The organism is Sulfuricurvum sp. (assembly GCF_028713855.1).
Lineage (GTDB): Bacteria > Campylobacterota > Campylobacteria > Campylobacterales > Sulfurimonadaceae > Sulfuricurvum.
The window spans coordinates 36,850-59,505 of sequence record NZ_JAQTNN010000010.1 but is presented as its reverse complement, the minus strand read 5'-3'; the positions used below and the strand labels follow the sequence as shown (position 1 = coordinate 59,505).

The 22,656-nt window shown below is 42.7% G+C and carries 23 protein-coding genes; 15 read left to right on the top strand and 8 right to left on the bottom strand.

Annotated elements, in window-relative coordinates:
* Positions 1–9: 9 nt before the first annotated feature.
* A complete protein-coding gene (locus PHI47_RS10085) occupies positions 10–2,088 on the bottom strand; it encodes a TonB-dependent receptor (RefSeq protein WP_299936676.1) in 2,079 nt (692 codons plus the stop codon).
* A 54-nt stretch (positions 2,089–2,142) separates the two neighbouring features.
* Positions 2,143–2,409 carry a hypothetical protein gene (locus tag PHI47_RS10080; RefSeq protein WP_299936674.1) on the bottom strand — a complete coding sequence of 89 codons (267 nt, stop codon included), beginning with the start codon at positions 2,407–2,409 and terminating at the stop codon, positions 2,143–2,145.
* A 153-nt stretch (positions 2,410–2,562) separates the two neighbouring features.
* Here PHI47_RS10080 and PHI47_RS10075 point away from each other — a divergent pair, with 153 nt between their 5' ends.
* Positions 2,563–3,363 carry a serine hydrolase gene (locus PHI47_RS10075; protein WP_299936672.1) on the top strand — a complete coding sequence of 267 codons (801 nt, stop codon included), beginning with the start codon at positions 2,563–2,565 and terminating at the stop codon, positions 3,361–3,363.
* On the opposite strand, the gene PHI47_RS10070 is transcribed toward PHI47_RS10075, so the two are convergent.
* A complete protein-coding gene (locus tag PHI47_RS10070) occupies positions 3,352–3,846 on the bottom strand; it encodes a DNA-deoxyinosine glycosylase (protein ID WP_299936668.1) in 495 nt (164 codons plus the stop codon). The genes PHI47_RS10075 and PHI47_RS10070 overlap by 12 nt on opposite strands.
* Positions 3,847–3,941: 95 nt before the next feature.
* Here PHI47_RS10070 and purH point away from each other — a divergent pair, with 95 nt between their 5' ends.
* From purH to ung, 7 genes are all read left to right on the top strand, one after another.
* On the top strand, positions 3,942–5,477 hold the full coding sequence (gene purH, locus PHI47_RS10065; RefSeq protein ID WP_299936666.1) for a bifunctional phosphoribosylaminoimidazolecarboxamide formyltransferase/IMP cyclohydrolase: 1,536 nt from the start codon (positions 3,942–3,944) through the stop codon (positions 5,475–5,477).
* Between the two features lie 112 nt (positions 5,478–5,589).
* Entirely contained in the window at positions 5,590–6,012 is a 423-nt protein-coding gene (locus PHI47_RS10060; RefSeq protein ID WP_299936663.1) for a DUF6393 family protein, read from the top strand.
* A 76-nt stretch (positions 6,013–6,088) separates the two neighbouring features.
* On the top strand, positions 6,089–6,316 hold the full coding sequence (locus PHI47_RS10055) for a hypothetical protein (protein WP_299936661.1): 228 nt from the start codon (positions 6,089–6,091) through the stop codon (positions 6,314–6,316).
* Positions 6,316–6,603, top strand: a complete 288-nt coding sequence (locus PHI47_RS10050) for a type II toxin-antitoxin system RelE/ParE family toxin (RefSeq protein ID WP_299936659.1) — start codon at positions 6,316–6,318, stop codon at positions 6,601–6,603. The genes PHI47_RS10055 and PHI47_RS10050 overlap by 1 nt, the downstream gene beginning before the upstream one ends.
* A gap of 155 nt (positions 6,604–6,758) precedes the next feature.
* Entirely contained in the window at positions 6,759–7,643 is an 885-nt protein-coding gene (locus tag PHI47_RS10045; protein WP_299936657.1) for a J domain-containing protein, read from the top strand.
* 3 nt (positions 7,644–7,646) lie between these two features.
* Positions 7,647–8,033 carry a helix-turn-helix transcriptional regulator gene (locus PHI47_RS10040; RefSeq protein WP_299936654.1) on the top strand — a complete coding sequence of 129 codons (387 nt, stop codon included), beginning with the start codon at positions 7,647–7,649 and terminating at the stop codon, positions 8,031–8,033.
* A gap of 4 nt (positions 8,034–8,037) precedes the next feature.
* Positions 8,038–8,712, top strand: a complete 675-nt coding sequence (gene ung, locus PHI47_RS10035; protein WP_299936652.1) for a uracil-DNA glycosylase — start codon at positions 8,038–8,040, stop codon at positions 8,710–8,712.
* Here ung and PHI47_RS10030 read toward each other — a convergent pair.
* Genes PHI47_RS10030 through PHI47_RS10020 form a run of 3 tightly spaced genes read right to left on the bottom strand, consistent with a single transcriptional unit; the run spans position 8,672 to position 12,417 of the window.
* Complete coding sequence (locus PHI47_RS10030; RefSeq protein ID WP_299936649.1) at positions 8,672–9,433, bottom strand: CHAD domain-containing protein; 762 nt, start codon at positions 9,431–9,433, stop codon at positions 8,672–8,674. The genes ung and PHI47_RS10030 overlap by 41 nt on opposite strands.
* A 23-nt stretch (positions 9,434–9,456) precedes the next feature.
* Positions 9,457–10,410, bottom strand: coding sequence for an endonuclease/exonuclease/phosphatase family protein (locus PHI47_RS10025; protein ID WP_299936646.1), 954 nt, complete (start codon positions 10,408–10,410; stop codon positions 9,457–9,459).
* Positions 10,411–10,464: 54 nt separating this feature from the next.
* The gene (locus PHI47_RS10020; RefSeq protein WP_299936643.1) at positions 10,465–12,417 is read right to left on the bottom strand and encodes a M3 family metallopeptidase; all 1,953 of its coding nucleotides are present in this window, start codon (positions 12,415–12,417) and stop codon (positions 10,465–10,467) included.
* A gap of 90 nt (positions 12,418–12,507) precedes the next feature.
* Here PHI47_RS10020 and PHI47_RS10015 point away from each other — a divergent pair, with 90 nt between their 5' ends.
* Entirely contained in the window at positions 12,508–13,128 is a 621-nt protein-coding gene (locus tag PHI47_RS10015) for a DUF502 domain-containing protein (protein WP_299936640.1), read from the top strand.
* On the opposite strand, the gene PHI47_RS10010 is transcribed toward PHI47_RS10015, so the two are convergent.
* Positions 13,091–14,188, bottom strand: a complete 1,098-nt coding sequence (locus PHI47_RS10010) for a trypsin-like peptidase domain-containing protein (protein WP_299936637.1) — start codon at positions 14,186–14,188, stop codon at positions 13,091–13,093. The genes PHI47_RS10015 and PHI47_RS10010 overlap by 38 nt on opposite strands.
* A gap of 1 nt (position 14,189) precedes the next feature.
* Entirely contained in the window at positions 14,190–15,518 is a 1,329-nt protein-coding gene (locus PHI47_RS10005) for a hypothetical protein (protein ID WP_299936634.1), read from the bottom strand.
* A 96-nt stretch (positions 15,519–15,614) separates the two neighbouring features.
* On the opposite strand from PHI47_RS10005, the gene pyrH reads away from it, so the two are divergent.
* From pyrH to PHI47_RS09975, 6 genes are read left to right on the top strand one after another with little or no spacing between them, the layout of a single operon-like run.
* On the top strand, positions 15,615–16,325 hold the full coding sequence (pyrH, locus tag PHI47_RS10000; RefSeq protein WP_299936631.1) for a UMP kinase: 711 nt from the start codon (positions 15,615–15,617) through the stop codon (positions 16,323–16,325).
* Positions 16,326–16,346: 21 nt separating this feature from the next.
* Positions 16,347–16,562, top strand: a complete 216-nt coding sequence (locus PHI47_RS09995) for a DNA-directed RNA polymerase subunit omega (RefSeq protein WP_299936628.1) — start codon at positions 16,347–16,349, stop codon at positions 16,560–16,562.
* 21 nt (positions 16,563–16,583) lie between these two features.
* A complete protein-coding gene (locus PHI47_RS09990; protein WP_299936626.1) occupies positions 16,584–18,743 on the top strand; it encodes a RelA/SpoT family protein in 2,160 nt (719 codons plus the stop codon).
* A gap of 3 nt (positions 18,744–18,746) precedes the next feature.
* Positions 18,747–19,949 carry a tyrosine--tRNA ligase gene (gene tyrS, locus PHI47_RS09985; protein WP_299936623.1) on the top strand — a complete coding sequence of 401 codons (1,203 nt, stop codon included), beginning with the start codon at positions 18,747–18,749 and terminating at the stop codon, positions 19,947–19,949.
* A complete protein-coding gene (locus PHI47_RS09980) occupies positions 19,946–21,037 on the top strand; it encodes a nitronate monooxygenase (protein ID WP_299936621.1) in 1,092 nt (363 codons plus the stop codon). The genes tyrS and PHI47_RS09980 overlap by 4 nt, the downstream gene beginning before the upstream one ends.
* Complete coding sequence (locus tag PHI47_RS09975) at positions 21,034–22,614, top strand: N-acetylmuramoyl-L-alanine amidase (protein ID WP_299936619.1); 1,581 nt, start codon at positions 21,034–21,036, stop codon at positions 22,612–22,614. Before PHI47_RS09980 ends, PHI47_RS09975 begins: the two co-directional genes overlap by 4 nt.
* Positions 22,615–22,656 lie beyond the last annotated feature (42 nt).

The following is a 22,656-nucleotide window of genomic DNA, read 5'->3' as shown; positions in this document are numbered from 1 at the left end:
AAAAATATTTCAAAATGTTGCTTTTAATCCTGCATACACCATTCGACCTCGTAGCGGTCCCCAAATATGGGCTGAATCAAAGCCGCCGTCCGCATCGTAGAAGAGGGGTGACTCGGTGTCGGTTTGTATATAATCAAATAAGTTTTTTGCACCTGCGTAGAGGGTAAAATTTTTGTTAAGTGCTTTGGAAATTTTGAGATCGACGGTAGCAAATGCCGGTGATGTTGTATTTTTAGGAGAGGTAGCCAGATCATCGTTATAACGATCACCGTATCCGTATGGTGCTAAATTGCGTGCACCCACCCATGTCGCTTCGGTGTAAAATTCCCAATCGTTAACATCATAATCAATACTTACACGTGCGCGCTGTTCAATAGCGGCGAGTGAGAGGTGGGACTTGTATGCATCATCGTATCGGTAGATCTCATAGGCTCCGGAGAGATTGAGTCCGTCGCTTAGTTCATAGCCGATGGTGATATCCATGTTTTTGACACTGACTGCTTCGGCGCTATTACGCAAAACAGGAGTTGCGGCGGAATCATCGATGTACGCGAGATTTTTGACTTGCGTATAGGCAGCAGAAGCGGTCACACTCAGACCATCGGCATCATACGATAGGGTATAGCTCGCACCGTGTGACTTTTCCAACTCCGTAATCGCCATATCAAATCCGCTATCGAGCAGACCGTGTTCCGATTCAAAAAAAGTGAGAGGTGAGCGATATCCCATTCCGGCACTAAAGCGCGAAGTCAGAGTATTCGTATGGTTATGACGCCAGTGGAGTCGGGGAACGAGCAATGTTTCGTCAATCTCATTTCCTTGTGCCGTTTTGGCACGCCAATCGGTGGTGATTTTAGCGCCGCGTAGTGCGAGTGTGAGCTCGTTTTGATCATTGATCATCCATGCGTCTTGGGCATAAAGTCCCAATGCCGTGTAATCAAAGTCATCTTTATCCCTACCGGCAACATCGAAAAATGCCACCGATTGTGAGCGGGCAGTTTCGATTTTGGCATCGGCTCCGTAGGTTAGGAAGTGGTTGTTGTTGAGTGCATGATCGATTTTTAGATCACCGAAATAGGTTTTATCGGTATTGAGATAATCGGATCCTTCATAAAGCGAATCTTGTATTTGTTCGGCGTAAGCCAGTGTCGTTTGAAGGTTCATGTCATTGTTGAGTGCATGACGTTGTTTGAGATACATCTCATCGCGCGTTGTATCGATACGTTCCAAGACAGACATAGCATTGCTTGTAAGCGGATGATTGACATTTCCGCCTTCAAACGAGGGATCTGCAGGGATGGAAGCATCATAACCGGCAACCGCAGAGCTCTCTGAAACCATGGGGCCTCCCAATGAATGTGAGGTGAAATGACTTGCTTTTAGCTCTAGCGAATCGATAGGTGAGAACTCATGTGTCAACATTACTGAGAGGGATTGATTTTCCAGACTCGGAGATTCGCTGACACCGTTGTGATCATTGTCTACCTGATTTTGATCGTGGTACGATGCGGAAACGAGTACCCCCGTTTTTTTATCTGCGCTCATCGCTTCGCCGAGGATTGAATAATTTTTAGTCCCCAATGTTCCCATGGAGAGATCAACTTCGACACCGTTGGCACGCGGTTTGCGAGGGATAATGTTGATAGTCCCCCCGATCGCTTCGGGGGCGGTTAGGGACATCCCTGAACCGCGTGCTATCTCGATACTTTCAATATCCGCAGTGCCGATGGCGTCCATACCGTAAAAACTCGAAACGGTTGAGTTAAACGGGATCCCATCCACCAACACGGTCGTATGTTCCCCTTTGAGCCCATTCATTTGAACTCGTTTGAGCCCGCAGATGGAACAGCCTGTTGTAACACTGATACCGGCTTGTTTACTTATGACATCGGCAAGTGTGGCCGATTGGGTTTGCGTGATCTCATTTTTGTCGATCATTTCTGTTTTTTCAACCAAATCTTTGAGAGAACCTTTGTGCTGAAGGACAGGGGTAGTGCCATCAACGGTAATTTTGTCCAGTTGGAGATCGTTTGCCGATGCAAAAGTGCATAATGCTGCACACGCAACGATAGAGAGAGTTTTTTTCATAGAAATATCCTAATTGTTAAATGATAAAAATGGTTTGGTTAGTAAGAAAGGAGATTAAGCAATAGGAGGTGAACGGCTTCGCGAGGAGATGATCGAATCAATAGGTTTAGGTAAAGATCGTCCGATAAAAGGCTCATACACGAATGCAAGTGAGGGAAGTTGATACGCTTCTGTCGGTACAGCAATTGTTTGTGTGAGAAGATAAATAGGACAACTTTCTTCGGCATGTCCATCCATATCGTGATGATGATGGTGAATGATCTCATGCATTGCCCCTAATAGGGTTGATACAACAAATAACATGACAAATAAACGTCTCAATCGTCGCATCATTCCCCTTTTGGCGATGTGAATTTTACCATAACCTCCCGATAGCGATTTTAAAAAAAAAATCTACTTTGTCGATTAATAAAAGTAGAGTATGTGGCATAGGGTTTGCTTCAGTATGTTAGAATTATCAAAGAGGTAGAAAATATGATAAAAAAATTAGTCGCATTATGTTTGACATGTTCAGTGAGTTTATTTGCCGAGATCAATAAAGCAGAAATGGGCAAACTTGAAGTAGAAGCTATTATCGTAAAAGATTTAAGTGCAAAAAAGACGTTATATTCGAAAGAACCGCTAAAAGAGCTCAAACCGGCCAGTCTTACGAAAGTGATGACTGCTTTATTGGCTATTGAGCACGGACATCTGAATCAGACCGTAACGATTACACGGGAAATGACAAAAGTTGAACCGACGATTGCCGGATACAAACGAGGCGATCAAATCATTTTGGAAGATTTGGTTAAAGCGGCAATGATCCAGTCGAATAACGACGCCGCGATGGCTATTGCAATTGCTGTCGGCGGAGACAAAGAACATTTTGTCGAGATGATGAACGCCAAAGCAAAACGGATCGGGATGGTTCACACCCACTTTACCAACCCCTGTGGATACGATGATAAAGAGCACTATTCCACGCCGAAAGATTTGTTGAGAATGTCCGAATATGCGATTAAAAACAGTAAATTTAACGCAATCAGTAAACTCAACGAATACACCTATTACTCACAAAACGCCCATAAGAAATTTTATGCCTATACTCATAACCGTCTGTTGAACCGATACGAATACGCGGTTGGAATTAAAACAGGCTACACCGCAAAAGCGGGAGCGTGTCTGATTGCTCGGGCGAAAAAAGATGGTAAAGACTGCATTATCGTAATGATGCACGCCAAAGGGGATCGCTGGAAGGCGGCTAAAAATATTTTTGAGCAGGTTTTAAACAGTTAAATACTTTTTGATAAAAATTTCATAGATATCTTTTTTCTCCTCGAACTTCATTGCCGCATGAGCGGGTGACGTGGAGGGGAGAAGTACTTTTTCAATCTTCACATCTTTATAAATCTTCATAAACAGATCATGGCTTTTTTTCCCGGTAAAGGCGAGGACTTGGATATTGGGATACTCACGTAACAGTTTTTCAAAATCATTCGGGATGCAGTTTTTCAGATTCGTATCGCTCGAATTGCTCCGCTCACATGAACCGATCACGTCCCACAACCCGATCCCCTTTTCGAGGCAAAATGCTTTTTTCGCCTCATTGGTTTCCAAATGTACATCAAAAATCGTTTCGAGTATCGGCCAAAAGGCGTTGCGGGGATGGGCATAGTAAAAGGCTTGCTCAAATGAAGCGATGCTGGGGAAACTTCCAAGGAAAAGAACACGGGTATGCCCATCAAGGATGGGTGGAAAAGGGTGAATATAGGGTTTCATAGAAGAATTTTATCTCAATTTACCTTCCCCTAAACCACCATTTGCTACAATTCCACCATTAATTTATGGGCATACGACCCAATCAAAGGAACTGCATGAAGCGTGCATTGCTCAGTGTCAGCGATAAAAGCAACATCGTTGAATTTGCCAAATCTCTTATCGGTTTGGACTATCAAATCATCTCTACGGGCGGAACGTACAAAATGCTCAAAGATGCGGGTGTAAGTGCCATCGAAATCGATGAGGTGACCAAATTCCCTGAGTGTTTTGAAGGGCGTGTTAAAACTCTCAATCCATACATCCACGGCGGTATTTTACACCGACGTGACAAACAATCACACCTCGATCAAGCGGTCGAACTCGGTGTCGAGGCGATCGATTTGGTATGTGTCAACCTCTATCCGTTCAAAGCAACGATTGAAAAAACCGACGATTTTGAAGAGATCATCGAAAATATCGACATCGGCGGTCCTGCGATGGTACGTTCTGCGGCGAAAAATTTCGACAGTGTTATCATCCTTACCGACCCGTCAGACTACTCACTCGTTCTTAATGCGATTTCAAACGGTGAAAATACCGTAGAGTTCCGCCGTGATCTCATGATCAAAGCGTATGAGCACACAGCGGCGTATGATTCGATGATCGCCAACTACATGAACAAACGCTTTAACAACGGCATGGGCTCTAAACAGTTCATCGTCGGAAACAAAGTGATGGATACCCGTTACGGCGAAAACCCTCACCAAAAGGGCGGTTTGTACGAGTTTGATACGTTCTTCTCCAAAAACTTCAAAACCCTCAAAGGGGAAGCGAGCTTCAACAACCTCACCGACATCAGCGGTGCGGTGAAAATCGCGGCGGCGTTCGGGGATGAAAACGCGATCTGTATCGTCAAACACGGTAACCCGTGCGGCTTTGCGATCCGTGAAAACCTCCTCGATGCGTATAATGAGGCTCTTAAATGCGATCCGATTTCTGCATTCGGCGGTGTAGTCGCGGTGAACGGTGTCGTGACCAAAGCGTTGGCGGAGAAAATGAACGAGATGTTCCTCGAAGTGATTATCGCAGGACGTATCGACGATGAAGCACGTGCGGTGTTTGAGCCGAAAAAACGTCTCAAACTTTTCGAATACGGCAATGATCGTATCGCCCTCAGCAACGATGCAATCGATTTCAAACACATCGACGGCGGGTTTGTATTCCAAGATGCCGACCGTGTAACGCATGAAGAAGTTGCTAACGCAAAACTCGTTACCAAACACGTTGCGAGTGATGCGGCGATGAAAGACGCTGAGATCGCTTACAAAGTAGCGTCATTGACCAAATCAAACTGTGTCGTTTACGTCAAAGACGCGGCGATGGTAGCGGTCGGAATGGGGATGACCTCACGTGTCGATGCGGCGCGCTGTGCATTGCGCAAAGCCGAAGAGATGGGTCTGGATGTGAGCGGTTCGGCGTTAGCGTCTGAAGCGTTCTTTCCGTTCCGTGATTCTATCGATGCGGCGGCAGGTGCGGGTGTTAAAACCGTTATCCAACCGGGCGGCTCTGTTCGTGACGAGGAAGTCATCGCGGCGGCGGATGAGCACGGTATGGCACTCTATTTCACAGGTGTTCGACACTTCCTCCACTAGAATCTCCTTTCCCGTCATTCCCGACTCGATCGGGAATCCATCCACTTTTTATTTTCTATAAAGTTTTAAAACACTATTATCATTAACTCTAATTAACAAAAATAGGTAAATAATGAATTTTTTTAAAATACTTTTGATGTTCACTTTGATTATTGGATTAAATGCGTGTTGTAATTCATTAATCCACTCTAGTAATATAAGTGCACAAGATGAAAAAGCGATGTTGAATGAAATATACGATTCTAATATTACACCTGACTATGTTTTGAAAATACAAGAAAATAAAATTGATGTAAATACAATTGTTCTGAAATATTTTAAAATTGGTGAAAGCAAAGAAGAAGTTCTATCAAAATTAACTCAAATGAAAATTAACGCAAATAAAAAAAGTGATAACAAAATCGTTATATCTGGTATAAAAGGTAATGATCCTTTGTTTTGTAAAGATCATGATAAAACAGTGGAAGTGTCTTTTGAATTTGATAGAAGTAGTAAACTGGCAAATATAAAATCACGATATTTTAGACGGCAATAAAACATAATATTCAAAAATTGTCTTGATTATATTCCAAATACTATGTATAATTTGGAATACTATATAGGAGAGAGTGATGCACGCGATCAAAGCAACGTTTACACTTCCCGATTACATTTTAAACGAACTGAGTGAATTTTCCGAAGAGTTTGGTGAGAAAAAAAGCCATTTAGTAGCCGAGGCACTGAGTCAGTATTTCGATACGCTAGATCTCAAACTTGCCCTAAAGCGTTCCAAAGAGGTACGTGATGGTACGGTTCAGACAATCAGTTTCGATTCGATCAAAGCAGAGCTTGGGCTGTAATGTCCACCTATAGCTTAGAATTTCACCCCGCCGCCAAAAAAGAGCTAGATAAGCTCGATCATCAGGTTAAAATCTTTATCGTCCAATCACTCTCGCTGTTCATCGAAAACTATGATGCTCAGTACGAGATCGAAATGATGAAACTTTCTAAGATCAAAAAACTTCATGGTCAATGGGACGGTTTTTATCGTCTACGATTACGAGATTATCGAGTTATCTATGAAAAAATTAATGATCAGCTTGTAATCCATATTATCAGAGTTGCACACCGAAAAGAAGTCTATTGATACTAAAAATAGTTGCGTCTATAAGGCGCAACTCTAAAATCTCTCCATCTCCCTAATCTACGAACTCTTCTTTTAAACCTTGATTGACATTGACTCAAACTTGGTGCTATAATATCTAACAAATAAATTACTATGTTAAAAACAGGATTATAAAAATGTCAAAAAGTTTATACACTACACTCGAAATAGCTCCCGGCGCAAGTGAAGCGGAGATTAAAAAAGCGTACCGCAAACTGGCTCGTCAGTATCACCCCGATGTGAACAAAGACCCTGCTGCTGAAGAGAAATTTAAAGAGATCAACGCAGCGTACGAAGTTCTCAGTGATAAAGAGAAGCGTGCCAAATACGATCAGTACGGGGATTCGATGTTCGGCGGTCAAAATTTCCATGATTTTGCTCGCGGGCAGGGTGGGAATGTCGATTTGGATGAAATCTTACGCAGTATGTTCGGCGGTGGCGGCGGCTTCGGTGGCGGCGGCGGATTTGGCGGATTTGGCGGAAATACCGGATTTGGCGGCGGTTTCGGCGGTGGAGGGATGAACCTCGACATCGATGCGAATGTCACGATCCCGTTTGCAGTAGCTGTATTGGGGGGAAAACACTCTATTAGTTTATCGGGTGATAGTTTCGATATTAAAATTCCCGCAGGGATCAAAAGCGGTGAGAAACTCCGTGTTCGCGGTAAAGGAAAACGTGCGGGAAATCAGGCGGGCGATTTGTATCTTCGTATTGATGTCGGACAAAATCCTGAGTATGAACGTGAAGGGGATAATCTCGTAAAAACGTTTAACGTTCCCCTATATGCCGCCCTTTTCGGTGGTAAAGTAAGCATTCAGACGCTTGAAAAAGAGGTCACACTAAAGGTTCCTGAAAATACCAAAAACGGTCAGCGTTTCCGTCTTAAAGAGATGGGAGTTATGAACCGCCAGAGCAATGTTCGTGGAGATTTGTATCTTAAAGCCAATATCGTTTTACCACCTGTTGATAAAATTGATTCGGCATTGGTTGAACAAATGAAAAAATCATTGCCGCAGGAGTAGAAGATGCACCATTTTGACGAACCGGTTTATATGATCAGTATTGTTGCCAAGATTTTGGATATCCATCCTCAAACCCTTCGTCAGTATGAACGGGAAAATTTGATCGCCCCTTCGCGCTCGGACGGACGTATTCGTCTTTATTCTCAACGTGACATTGAAAAGATTAAAATGATTTTACGTCTAACTCGCGAGGTGGGTGTAAATCTCGCAGGTGTCGATGTTGTGATCCGTCTCAAAGATAAAATGGAAGCGATGGAGCAAGAGATGATGGAACTGCGTGCAGAAATCGCTCGAATACGTTCATCCAGCGGTGTACCTCCTGAAAAATCTTTGGTCACGAAACGAAGTATTTATGAAATGGTCATTTTTGATGATGATATTTTAAAGTAATTGGATGAGTATTTCTCCGATTATCCATGAGAGCTGGAAAGAGGCACTAAAGACTGAGTTCGCTCATCCCTATATGGAGGAGTTGAAAGAGTTTTTGATCGAAGAGAAAAAAAACTATACGATTTTTCCTCATGGAAGCAATATCTTCAATGCTTTTAATTCTACCCACTTCGAGGATGTAAAAGTCGTTATTTTAGGACAAGACCCTTATCATGGTGCAGGGCAGGCGCATGGGTTGTCATTTTCAGTACAGTACGGTGTACCGCTTCCTCCATCGCTACAAAATATTTTTAAAGAGCTTGTTGCTGATATCGGATGTTCGTTCCCAAAAAGCGGTGATTTGAGTCATTGGGCACACGAGGGGGTATTACTCCTCAATACACTTCTCACGGTTCGCTCGGGTGAGCCTTTTTCACACAAAGACCGAGGATGGGAACGTTTTACCGATCAAGTAATTAGAGCGATTAGTGAACAACGTGAGCACATCGTATTTATCCTCTGGGGCGTTCCGGCAGGGAAAAAAGCTTCACTTATTGATCCGAGTAAACATCGAATTCTTACAGCCCCTCATCCATCTCCTCTTTCGTCGTATCGGGGATTTTTCGGTTCAAAACCGTTTAGCCAAACGAACGAATATCTCAAATCGATGCAGATAGTTCCGATCGAGTGGTGTCTTTGAGCTTTTGAAGCTCTTTTTTCTGCTTTTGTAAAAGTTCTTTGACCTCGGATGAGGGAAATTCCTGATAGATTTTTTTGAGTAGATCGATTTGATTGACGGTATCTTGGATTGCTCCTAATATGTTTTGGAGTTGTTTGCAATGTGCAATCACTTCCCTGCATTGATGCAAATCTGAAATCTCTAAAAACTCGAAACCGTAGCGTGCATCTTTAAACTCTATTCGGAGGCGATGGAGCGTCTTAGAGTCGGCGTTACTGTCCAAAGCTAGAAATGTATCTAAACAATGCTGATAATGGGTAAGCACCTTTTGAATCAATATTTCGGAGATAAAATCGGGATTGTCTTGAGCAAGGAGATTTGAATATTCATCGATCAATGAGAGTGTTCTATTCAGATAGGTGGATGTAAAAACGGTTTTAAAGTTTTGTTTACGGAGTTTGGAAAGATGTTTAAAAAGTTTAGGGTATTTGGATCGTGAAAGTGAACTGATAAGCACATCGAGTTCACGAATCGAATTGGTCTCTTGCATAGCAGCTTTTAATATTTTTGGAAAGGGCATCGACTCTTTTAGGAAAAGTTTAACGAGAGAACGGATGCGACGAAGAGCAACCCGATACTCATGAATTTGCTCCACTTTCCCACTTTCTTGGATAGAATGTAGGAGAACTCGTGAATGATAGAGCTGATAGAGTAAATATTGGCTTAGTTTATTTGGTTCCATAAGGCTATTATAGCCACAATATATTACATTCGAAACAAAGCAAAAATCGGCAGATGATCTGAATATCCTTCTCCCAAATGATGTTTAGGGTACTTACGGCTTTGTTGCCAACGGTAGATTTTGCCTTTATTGAAAAGATAGGGAGCGTCGAAACGTCCGAAGCTTCTCCGTACATACTCTATTCCTTTTCCATCCGCTAGTGCAGGAGAGATGATGATATTGTCCAGCCCTTCCCCTTTTCCTTTATATTGATGGCTCCAGCGTTTCTCTTCATCCAGTTCATACCAAAGGTTGTAAAGATGCTCATTGTCCTTTGTTAAAGAGCTATAGGTAATTGGATTTTCGTCATCATCGATAGTGTGTAGAATATGATTTATCCCGGTTATACCATCTGTATCATTGTGTTTACGACTTTTGAGAAAAGTTTTGTATTCTTCGTAATGGGAGTTAAAATCACCGACGAGGACAAATGGCTCATTTTCGGGAAGCTCTTTGAGTCGTAGAAGAAGCCGTTTCGCACACGTTATCCGTTCACTTTCAGGTCCGCTTTTGGATTTCCAATGGTTGACAAAAACTCGTAGTATTTTCCCCTCAACAGATATTTTAGCTTCAAGGATATCTCGGTATTTTCCGCTATAGTTGACAGGATGTTTGAGGGCACTTTGAATCGGATATCGGCTGAGGAGTGCGGTATTGACTGCCGAATTTCTAGTTTTGGCAAAAGCATAATATTGATAATATAATCCTTGGCGATTTAGCTCTGCTTTGAGATCTTTGAGCGCTGCTTCCGATTCAATCTCTTGCAATCCGATAATATCGGCTCCGATGCCTTTAATAACGTTTGCTGTGTTGCGGAGTTTGGTTCGGTACATCTCTTCATTCCAGCCCCAGTCACCGTTTGGAATATACTCTTCGTATTCAGTTCCGTCATTGTTCATGTCGAATAGATTTTCGACGTTATAGCTTGCTATTTTCACTTCGACTCCTCCTAAAAATGATATCATCAATGCTAAAATCCAAACCAGCCGCATTTATTCAATCCCGTTAAGACGGAGAAGATTTTTGCTGTCACATTCACGACCCATCATTTCAACAAATAATTCCTGCATGCTTTGGCTACCTCCTTTAGCTAATACAACATCTTTATATTTTTGGGCAAGGTCAGAACCGAAAACTCCTTCATCGACGATAGCGTAATAGGCATCGGCACTGAGCACTTCTGCCCATTTATAGCTGTAATACCCTGCACTGTATCCGCCGCTGAAGATATGCCCAAAGCCGTTTTGGAATTTATTGTACGCAGGAGGTTTAATAAGCGATGTTTTGGCACGAACACTGTCCAAAAGGGTTTGAATCTCTTTTCCCTGATAGAGTTTGGAATGCAGTTCGAAATCAAAGAGGGAGAACTCGATCTGTCGAAGCATGAACATCCCGCTTTGGAAGTTCTTGGCACGGATGAGTTTCGCAATCATTTCATCGCTGAGAGTTTCACCGCTTTCATAATGTTTTGCAAAAAGTTTCAGAACTTTTGGCTCATAGGCAAAATTTTCTAAAAATTGGGATGGAAATTCCACTGCATCCCATTCAACGCCGTTGACTCCGCTAACGCCGTGTTCTTTGACCTTACTCAGCAGGTGATGGAGGGTATGCCCCATCTCATGAAAGAGGGTCACGACATCATCGTGTCTTAGAAGTGATGGAGAGCTCTCTGATGAGGGGGGGAAGTTACAAACAACAAAAGCGCTGGAGAGATGTGTGCATCCGGTTGTATCTTCACAATGGGTTTGGAAATTGTGCATCCATGCACCGCCGCGTTTGTTTTTGCGGGCTTCAAGATCAAAATAGACCCGTGCTCTGAGTACATCACCTTCATATATGTCATAGACACGTGCTTTTTCATCCCACAGTTCGATGTTTTGCCGGACGAAACGGATACTGAAAAGTTCATTTAAAAAAGTGAACATTCCTTCCAGAACACTATGCTGTTCGAAGTAGGGGCGGTATTGCTCTTCATCAATATCGTATTGGGCCTTTTTGAGTATTTCGCCATAGAATGCGGTGTCATAGCTTTGCAGATCGATATCCGGTGCGATAGCGCGAAGTTCTTCGAGTTCACGCATCCCCTGTTTCCGGGACGCTTCGATCAGTCCTTCCAGAAATTTTAAAACACTTGTTGCACTGGGTGCCATTTTGGAAGCAAGAGAATACTCGGCGTAGTTCTCAAAGCCCAAAAGTTTTGCACTCTCTTGGCGAAGGGCCATTAACTCATCGATAATGGCTTCATTTTGCGGTGCACGGGTGGTATAGGCACGGTAAAGTTCCTCGCGGATATCGCGGTTCATACCATATGTCATATAGGCGATATAAGAGGGCATTTGGAGTGTAAAGCGGTATTTTGTGACATTGTCTTCTTCAAAACGGGCATTTTCCAAATCGCTCTCCGGTATTCCTGCTACATCGGCTTCGTCGGTGATGATTTTTTCATAGGCATTAGTGGCATCGAGGACGTTTTGAGAAAAATCGTTGGTGAGGGTGCTTTTACGAAGATTAATTTCAGAAAGGCGTTGTTTGGAATCTTCATCCAGATGAGCACCGGCGAGTTCAAAATGGAGAATATTGAGATCTAAGATGCGGCGTTGTTCCGTATTGAGACTATTATATTCATGTGTTTTTATTTGTTTAAATGCTTCGTAAATAGCAAGATTTTGTCCGATAAAGGTAGAATAATCGGTCAAAATTGGTAGTGCGTTTGCGTATACTTTTTGAGATTCTTCCGAATTTTTAACGGCATTGACGTGCGATAACGGAGTGAAAAGAAGTTCCATGTCCTCTTCCATAAAATCAAAGGGGCGGACAAAATTGGCGTAGGTTTTGTTGGGTATAGCCAATAACTCGGTAATGGTTTTGTGGTTCATTTCGATCAGGGCATTCAAATCGGGTATAAAAGTCTCTAAATCGAGTTTAAAATCGGCAAAAGGTTGCATTGGTTCTCCTATAGTTGCGATATTGTAGTAAAGTGTATCAAAAAGTATTCTATAATTCGACAATTTGTCATATTAAAAAGGTTTACTCAAATGAGTGCAAAAATCAAACTACTACTTCGTTATATCTTTGTTGGGGCATTGTCTCTTTTCCCTTTGATTTTGGTGATCGTTGTGGTCAATTATTTAAAAAATTTAGGTGTCAGCGCTTACTCGTCGCTGCATGATTACACCGATTCTTTTGAAGTGACGTTGGCATTGATGGCCGGAGTTGTCGGTATTTTTGCCCTTTTAGGGTTTTCGATTGAAAAATACGGACGTTCTATTTTTATCTCAATGATTGACACAACGTTTGAGAAAATTCCCGCTATCCGTTCGGTCTATTCGGTTTCGAAAAAACTTGCTGCGATGCTCTCAGGTGGTGAGGACGGGACAAAAAAAGAAGTTGTTTTGGTTGAATACCCCAAAGAGGGGTTGTGGGTTCCGGCGTATCTTTTAAACCGTCATGAAAATATCTGTGTAGTGTTTATCCCAACTTCCCCAAATCCTACGAGCGGTTATACGGTTTTGGTGGATGAATCATTGATTAAAAAAACATCTTTAAGTCTCCAAGAAGCCTCATCGTTTATCATCAGTATGGGAGCGGATTTCTCGCAAAAAGAGGCAGTCTCAGCGCTTATTCAAACTCATCAAACTTCGGTTCCAACGCTTTAAACTGTTCGATTAGAAGTTTTTGGTATAGCGGAGCATTGTCAAAAAGTTTTTTGAGAGACATTGTTCCATACTCTTCGCTGATAGAGGAATCAACAACGATATAAGAGAAGAAAACGGTATTTTCGTTGATCGAAAATTGTAACCGATCCAACCTTGCATTCTCACGGAGAAGATAATCATACAATAAGTCAATATTCTCTTGCGGGATACGACAGAGTGCCGAATCGGCGATTACAATTCCGTTGTCGTAATAGTTAATGTCGATGCGCGAATTTTCTCTCTCGAAACGCCAACTTCGCTGGCTTCGTCGGGAGAGGGTAACATTAATTTCCAATGTTTCCAAAATCTTCTCAACCAATGCTACAACACCGGAGGGCTTATATCCCTCGCGCCGACGTTTAGCAACTTCGAGTTTCGTACCGCATTTGGGGCAATAGTCATTGTGGATGGTGAGTTCATGAATCAAATTTTTGCACGATACACAGCGGATGATATCATCTTGGTGCAGCGCATGAAACTGATCCAGTGCTTCTTTGAGCGTGTAGGAAGGGAGTGCGAACCCCAAATTGTTTGAATTTTGGATGATAAAAGTATTGACACCGATTACTTCAGCAGACTCGTTGAGCAGAGGGCCTCCGCTGTTTCCGGGATTGATGGCGGCATCAAACTGGATGTATTCAACTTCTCCCTGTAAGCGGGATGCTTTGGAGACAATCCCCTCTGTTGTGGAATAGTTCAGACCGTAAGGGTGACCGATTGCGATAACTCCATCCCCGTCCTGCACCGAGACAGAAGAGAGGATCAACGGATGATTGTGCTCGATGGGAATAGGAGATCGGATAAATGCCAGATCGAAGGCGGGGTCATCATAAACGACGGTTCCTATCGTTTTCGGGAGAGTTTTGGTACTGATAAGCACCTCTTTGAGACCGCTGACGACATGGGAATTCGTAATGATGAGACCATCAATCAGGAACCCACTTCCGCTCCCGTATGGATTCGTGATTTGGACAATGCTTTCGATCGTTTGTTCGACCATTTTTTGAGTTGCTGTATTCACCCTAGAGTTCCGTATAATCGAGATTTTTGACTTGCAGATAAAAACTTTGGCTGAAATGATCCAAATCGGTATAGTCGATAAGATCGGCAAAATTGCGCAGCCCCTTGTATCGGTTCATATACGGTTCTATTGCTTCACTCAACCGCTGAGCTATGAGATTTTGCTTGAAGGTTCGAGTGGCGGGATTGTATAGCGGTATCTCTCCTTCTCCCTCGAAAAAATTATGCGCGTACACTTCAATGTGTAGATGGAATAAGGCCCGAAGTGAGGGGTGCAGACCGTAATTGTAGAGAATATAGAGGGAAATGTAGCGGTAAATCACGGGGATGACATAATTAGAACGGTTGTTTTTGTACCACCGTACTTTATTTAACGATTCATCGATAAAAGAGGCTATTTCATCGTGCATAGCCTGTTCGAACGGAGAAAAGGTATAGGCAGAATCATAAAATTGGGTTGCAAAAATATCGATATCCATCGCTTCGAGCTCATTTAGGTACTTTTCCAAGTCAGCGTTTTTATCTTCGGTGAGCTTCTCATCGTCCATGAAATAGCCGTTTATTTTTTCACTGATATTTTTTGCCATTTTTTTATGAGGAAGAAGGAGATAATCGATTTGGAGTAAGAGAGTGAGATAACTAAACGAAGCCATGCCGGTATTGTCATTGGATAAAAGACCGATCAGACTCTGTTTGGTCTCTATAAGCCATTTTTGCATCATCTCATAGTTTCGTTGAATCTTAATAGGATCAATAGGACGTAAATGGTCATAATCTAGAAGGGCTGTCTCGTCAAATTCGCTAGCGATAAACTCTTTTTCGAAATCAGCGTTGAGGGCGATTTCACGTAGAGGAAAAAAGATTTTTTGAGGGGTGATTGTTGCGTTATCCAGTCGAATAGAGAGCCGAATGACCCCTTCTGAATCGCTAAAACGACAGTAGGTAAGTTGAAAATTACGTTCTAAAAAACGGCGTTTTACTGCCACGTGGAGTTTTTCACTGAGGGCAATATCAGCGTACGCTTCGAGTGATGTCGGGGTAATTATTCCTTTGATTAACGCGTATCCTTGGAAAAGGCTGAATCGGAGTACCCCTTCCTCACGTTCGATACTCAGATGCGGACGGGGAAATGAACTATCTTGATGGATCAGTGAAGATAAAAAATATTCATAGCCACTGAGGATGTCACCATGGATTAATGCCTCTGAAGCACTCTCAAACAACTCTTTTTCCTGCGGATTAGGGAGGGCATGAATCCCTCTTCCGTAGCGTGGAGCAGAATGCATCGGCAACGGAATGAACCAAGCCTTGATGGTATCGAACAGCTTCACCCTTGATTTTCCTTCTCTTGTTATTGGCTTAGTGTAATCAAAGCAACCTTAAAGCGACGATAAAGTATAATACCCGACATTTACAAAGGGGGTTGTATGGGCTATAAACGTGTTTTAGTAAAGTTCTCCGGCGAGGCATTGGCTGGTGAAAACGGTTACGGCATCGATACGAAAATCCTTAAATTTATTGCTACAGAGATCAAAACCCTCGTTGATGCGGGGATTGAAGTGGGCATCGTCATCGGCGGCGGTAATATCATTCGAGGTGTTACCGCAGCACAAGACGGAATTATCCGTCGAACGTCAGGTGACTACATGGGGATGTTGGCAACCGTGATCAATGCGATTGCGATGCAAGAAGCGTGTGAACATGAAGGGATGCTGGTCCGTGTTCAAAGTGCTATCAAAATGGAACAGATTGCTGAAGCGTTTATCGTTCGTCGTGCAACACGTCATTTGGAACGTGGTCGAGTAGTGATTTTTGCCGCAGGGACAGGAAATCCGTTCTTTACGACCGACACTGCCGCAACACTCCGTGCGATTGAAATCGGAGCTGAGGTGATCATCAAAGCGACCAAAGTAGACGGCGTTTACGACAAAGACCCTAAAAAATTCGATGATGCGATTAAGATTCCGAAACTCGGTTACGAGCAAGCGTTGCAAGACCATATTAAAGTAATGGATGATACCTCCATTGCATTGGCGAAAGAGAACAAATTGCCGATCATCGTATGTGACATGTTCACTCCGGGTAATCTTCTCGAAATCATTCAGGGTAACTTAGCAAGTTGCTCTATCGTACAATAAATCCCAACCTAAGGAAAAATCATGAGACTCGAACAACTCACTGCAAAAGCACTTGAAACTGCTAATATCGACCGTTACCAATTGGCTATCGCCGTCGCAAAACGCTCAGAAGAGCTTCTTAACGGTGCTACTACGAAACTAAATGTCGATATGAAAAAAGCTAAAACGGCAGACATTGCTTTGATGGAGATTGCTGAAGGGCACATCACTATCAAAGGCTTTGTAGACCGAGACTAATTTTTCGCTAAAGTCACATCATTGAATACGATAGATATTGAAAAACTAACTGGAATCAATGATGTTGAGGGTGCTATAGCACACCTCTACAAACATATTCTTCCTTCTTCTGCGATTCAAAATGCTCTTGCATTTTCCCAGCAAGCCCATCATAATCAATTCCGCAAAAGTGGTGAGCCCTACATCGTCCATCCTGTTTTAGTTGCCTCCATCGTTGCTAATATTACAGGTGATGAGGCAATGGTTATTGCCGCATTATTGCACGATGTAGTCGAAGATACTCATATCACAATCGAAGAGATTAGCCGAGATTACGGTGTCGATGTCGCTCATTTGGTTGAGGGTCTGACGAAAATCGATACGATTCGCGATGCAGAACTTATTCCGTCGAATTCGGATGAAAAGCTTGTTGTTTCAGCGTTGTCCTTCCGTAAAATGCTCATTGCATCGATTGAAGATGTCCGGGTCTTGGTGGTTAAACTCTGTGACCGACTCCATAATATGCTTACGCTCGGAGCACTTCCTCCGGCAAAACAACACCGTATTGCTGAGGAGACTCTCGTCGTTTATGCTCCTGTTGCAAGCCGTTTAGGTATTTCATTTCTCAAAAACCTTTTAGAAGATCTAAGTTTTCAGTATCTCTTTGTTGAAGAAAAACGAGCTATCGATATGTATTTGGAAGAGAATTTTCGCTCTATCAATGCAAGGTTGAGCGATTTTTGCGAAAAATTGACCAAAATGATGTTAGAAAACGGTTTTTGTCAGGACGATTTTGAAATTCTTAGCCGTGTCAAACATCACTATTCCATTTACCTTAAAATGCAACGAAAAGGGATCAGTATCGATGAGATACTTGATCTTTTAGCGGTGCGAATATTAGTGAAAAAACCGTTGGATTGTTATCGTGTTTTTGGAATGGTTCATCTTAACTTTCAGCCGCTTAGCTCACGTTTTAAAGATTACATCGCGATTCCCAAAGAAAATGGATATCAGACATTACATACGTCAGTTTTTGATTCTACGGCGATTTTTGAAGTTCAGATTCGTACCTATGAGATGCATAAAACGGCGGAACTCGGTGTTGCGGCACACTGGAAATACAAAAGCGGCGGAAACAACCCTATCAGCCTTGATTGGCTCCATAATCTACAATATCAAAATGAATCGGTAGAAGCCTTTTATGAGCTCATAAAAAACGATCTTTTCAGTGAAGATATCAGTGTCTTTTCACCGAAAGGAAAACCGTTTACTCTTCCTCGCGGTGCTGTCGCCCTTGACTTTGCATACGCGGTTCATACGGAGATCGGCGATAGTGCCGAGGGATGTTTGATTAACAAAGAAAAAGCGTCACTCCTCAGTGAACTTCACAATGGCGATATTGTTAAAATTACGACTGCATCGAAAAAAATCAATCGCTGCAGTTGGATCGACGCCGTAAAAACTTCCCGTGCCAAAGCGAGTATGCGTGCCAATTGTAATCAGCGCATCCGTGCTATTGATACTGAATCGGGCATCAATATAGTAAGCACTATTTTTAATATGGATCCTGTTCGTATTGAGGAGTTGTTCCGCGAAACGCATCTTGAAGAGCAGCGTCATCGTATTCCGAGTGAGCTTGATTTACTCAAAGAAACAGTGAACCGTTTTACCCAGGAATTAGGTGAAAATAATCGCTTTAGTGCTTTTTTATCGCGTAATCGCTTTAGAGTTAAACCGTATGTTTTTGCGTCATTGGAAATCTATTCTAACAATAATGTAGGTGATGCAGTATTTGATTATTGCTGTCATCCAAAAACTGGGGATGAAATTGTTGCCTTTTTGCAAGAAGGGAAGGCTCATATTCATCACAAAATGTGTAAAAATGCTGCGGGGATGATCGATCGCAGAGAACCGATGGTATTTGTGCGCTGGAAGGCACAGCACTATTTCCGTTACCACCTGATTATAAGCATGCAAAGTGCTAAAGGGGTACTTGCCGATTTGCTCACCTATATGGCAAAAATGGGGGCGGATATCAACAGTATCGAACTGGGTAAGGAAAAATCTGAACATACGCAGTACTGTGAAATGGAATTCCAAACCCTTGAGGCCGATATTAATCGCCTACGCTCCAAATTGGAGAAAAAAGGGAAAATCATACAATTTTTTCGGACGGATGATGCGTACCGAAGCCAAGGATAAATCATGATTCAAACAGCATTACGAGAAATTAGACGCGGCACTGCCGAAATTATCGATGAAGCACGACTCGAAACACTCCTCAAAAACTATTTTGAAAAAGGGGAAACCTATACGGTTAAAGCAGGATTTGATCCGACTGCACCCGATTTGCATTTGGGACATACGGTTCTTCTCCAAAAACTCGCGGCGTTTCAAAAGTTCGGAGGGCATATTCAGTTTTTGATCGGTGATTTCACCGCACAGATCGGTGACCCGACCGGAAAAAGCGAAACACGCAAAAAACTGCTTCCGGCTCAAATCCAAGAGAATGCCCAAAGCTATAAAACTCAAGTGTTTAAAATTCTCGATCCTGAAAAAACGACCGTTGTTTTCAATGCCGATTGGATCAATCCTCTCGGTGCGGCTGGGATGCTGGAATTGACTACAACCTATAATGTGGCACGTATGTTGGAACGGGATGATTTCGATAAACGTCATAAGGCGGGAATCTCAATCTCCATTAGCGAATTTTTATATCCGTTGCTCCAAGGGTATGACAGTGTTCATCTTAAAAGCGACATCGAGATAGGTGGAACTGATCAGAAATTCAACTTGCTCATGGGCCGTCATTTACAACGGGTGTATGAGATTGGTAAAGAACAAGCGGTATTAATGATGCCGATTTTAGAAGGTCTTGACGGTGTTCAAAAGATGTCTAAATCGCTGGGGAACTACATTGCGGTAGCGGATGAACCGAATGAGATGTTTGGAAAAATACTCAGTGTAAGTGATACCTTGATGTGGCGCTATTATGAACTTTTGAGTACGCAGAGTCTTGATGAGATCGAAGCTCTTAAAAGTGGAGTAGAAAACGGCTCGCTTCATCCGAAAAAAGTAAAAGAGGCGTTGGCTTTGGAAATTACGGAGCGTTTCCACTCTAGGGAAGCCGCGTTGGGTGCTCAAGCTGAGTTTGAACGGGTTCATGCACAGAGCGAAATTCCGAGTGAAATGGATGAATTTAGTCTTCAAGGACCGACTTGGATTGCAAAAGCTTTGGTCGATTGTGCTCTAAGTCCATCTACTTCTCAAGCCCGTCGGGAGATTAAGCAAGGCTCTGTTAAAATCGATCAAAATAAACTAAGCGATGAGCAATACCAACTTGAACTGGGTGAGTACATCCTTCAAGTGGGAAAACGAAAATTTGCGCGATTAAAGGTAACCCAATGAGCTTCAAACCAATTCAAATCGGCAAACACACCATTAAAATTCCTATCGTTCAAGGTGGAATGGGTGTCGGTATCAGCTGGGATAAACTTGCCGGAGCAGTCTCATCAGAAGGGGGGCTCGGAGTAATCAGTTCGGTTGGAACAGGATATTATGAAAATAAAGTACATGTGGATAAATTAATTGCTAATCGTCCGTTGGATGCAGAAAATTTTTATTCCAAAAAAGGGCTAAATGCAATTGTTCAAAATGCTCGTAAAATCTGTGGAAATGCCCCATTAGCGTGTAATATTTTGTATGCGATTAACGATTACGGTCGTGTTGTAACCGATGCGTGTGAAGCAGGAGTCGATATCATTATTACCGGTGCCGGTCTTCCGACCAATATGCCTGAATTTACGGCCGATTATCCCGATGTTGCATTGGTCCCGATCGTCTCATCTCCAAAAGCACTTTCGATTATCTGTAAACGTTGGCAAAAACGTTATAACCGTCTTCCTGATGCGGTTATTCTTGAAGGACCTCTGAGCGGCGGACATCAAGGTTTTACGTATGAACAATGCGCAATGGAAGAGTATCAACTCGAAAACCTTGTCGCTCCTGTTGTAGAAGAAGCGGCTTTGTGGGGCGGTATGCCGGTTATTGCTGCCGGTGGCATCTGGGACAAGACCGATATTGATGCAATGATGGCCCTGGGTGCAGCGGGTGTTCAAATGGGGACTCGCTTTATCGGAACCTTTGAGTGCGATGCCCATGAGAATTTCAAAGAGGTTCTTCTCGCAGCTAAAAAAGAGGATATCACTTTGATGAAATCCCCTGTAGGGTATCCGGCGCGCGGTGTTCGTACCCATTTACGCGATCTAATCGATACTCGAACCGGTCCTTCTATCAAATGTATCTCTAACTGTGTTGCTCCGTGTAATCGCGGTGTTGAGGCTAAAGAGGTAGGGTTTTGTATCGCAGACCGTCTAAGCGATGCATATTTGGGAGATAAAGAGCTTGGATTGTTCTTTTCGGGAAGTAATGGCTATCGTATCGATAAAATCATCTCCGTCAAAGAATTGATGGAAAAACTAACTCAAGGGGAGTGATTTATCACGTGTTGATTCGTATCGTCCTTTTGGCTTTTTTATTTTTTACCTCTGTTATGGGTGCGAATGACACTTTGCGTCTGGAATCAGCGAAGCAAGCATTAGATAGCAGTGATGAAATCGAGCAGTTTAGAGGTTACAATGAATACAAGACCCTTTACTTGCGGGCTATGCTGGACAAAAATAGTTCATTAGCCAACGATGCACTTGAAGGAATTGTTCGAGGAGGCGAGAAACTGGGGATTGATGTCAGTAAATATCAAGCCGATCTAGCCAAAATTAATGGCAAAAAAATGGACTTAAACCCTAAGCCGATTATAGTTGCCGGAAAACCTTCTGATACGATCCCCTCGGTTATTTATGATAAAACCTTCAAGCCGGCACTTGTAGCCAATAGATTTACCACCCCTGAACCTGAAAAAATGATCAAAATTGAGCCGATTAATAGGAACGATGAGATTTCTATGACGATGCGGCATCGTTTGGTTGATACTAAATGGAAAGATAAAGGGCTCGAATTGCTCTTTGATACACCTATTCAGCCATCAGAAGTTAAGATGTCCAAAATTATTGAGGCGGATAAACAGCGATTTCGTTATATTATTGATATTAGTTCTGCTACTCTCTCTCGAAGCCAGACATTGGAACATCATAGTATCAATCGTATCAAAATGGCTCAATTCGATTCTAAAACGCTTCGGCTTGTCATTGAGCATAATCAAGCCATTTCGATTAAATTGATACCAAAGGGCACATCTTTCTATGTTGACCTTTCTCTGGAACCTCCTAAAATCACCGCTGCGCTTGCTACCCTTCCCGTAACGAAACCGGAAGTTCAGGAAACGCCTCTTATTGCTGCACTTCCCCCTCTTGTGAATGTTACACCGCGTGATCGAAGTAAAAAAATTATTGTGATTGATCCAGGGCATGGCGGGAAAGACAGCGGAGCTACCGGCAATGGATATATGGAAAAAGATATTGTGCTGCAAATCGGGACTCAACTTTCCGAAAAGCTTCGTAATATGGGATATACCGTTTATATGACACGCAATAATGACACATTTATTGAGTTGAAAGATCGTACCAAATTTGCCAATGATAAACAGGCGGATTTATTTATTTCCATTCATGCCAACTCGATTCCTAAAACGTCTGATCCGGCAGGGGCACAGGGGCTTGAGACGTATTTTCTTTCTCCTACACGGAGTGAGCGTGCTATGCGTGTAGCCGCATCGGAAAACTCCGAAGATATGGGAGAAATGGGAGCTTACGGAAAACTCAGCTTTTTGAGTTTTTTGAATAAAGAGAAGATTATTGCTTCCAATAAGTTGGGGATAGACTTGCAAAAAGGGGTATTGGTAAATTTACGTAAACAATTCCCCAATGTCCATGATAACGGTGTGAGAGAAGCTCCGTTTTGGGTACTGGTTGGCGCTCAGATGCCTGCGGTATTGGTCGAGGTCGGATATATCAGTCATCCTGAAGAGGCGACGCGCATAGCTGATGAGAAATACCAGCGCTGGATGGTCGATGGGTTAATGGACGGTGTAGGGCATTATTTTGCCAATAATAGCTAACTGTTCTGAATCTTAATCCGGATATTGCCCGGTTAAGATGAT